The organism is Penaeicola halotolerans (assembly GCF_016464625.1).
Lineage (GTDB): Bacteria > Bacteroidota > Bacteroidia > Cytophagales > Cyclobacteriaceae > Penaeicola > Penaeicola halotolerans.
In genome coordinates, this window is the sequence record NZ_JAEAGO010000251.1 from 1 (window position 1) to 231 (window position 231).

The following is a 231-nucleotide window of genomic DNA, read 5'->3' on the forward strand; positions in this document are numbered from 1 at the left end:
CAAGACATGTTTTTAGAAAGTGCTTATTTTTCTCCAGATACCATCAGAAAAGGTGCTCAACATCATGGATTAAAAACAGATGCCCCTTTCAGATTTGAGCGAGGGACAGATCCAGATATGGTGATCTATGCACTCAAAAAAGCAGCTCTCCTCATCCAAGATCTGGCTGGCGGAGAGTTTTCTTCTGAGATAGTGGATATCTATCCTAATCCAATCTCTAAAACTGAGATT

Annotated in this window: 1 protein-coding gene; it reads left to right on the forward strand. The window is 40.3% G+C overall.

What is annotated here, in order from left to right; all coding sequences use genetic code 11:
- The coding region (locus tag I5349_RS14185) for a phenylalanine--tRNA ligase beta subunit-related protein (RefSeq protein ID WP_226391408.1) at positions 1 to 231 on the forward strand (231 nt) is incomplete at both ends.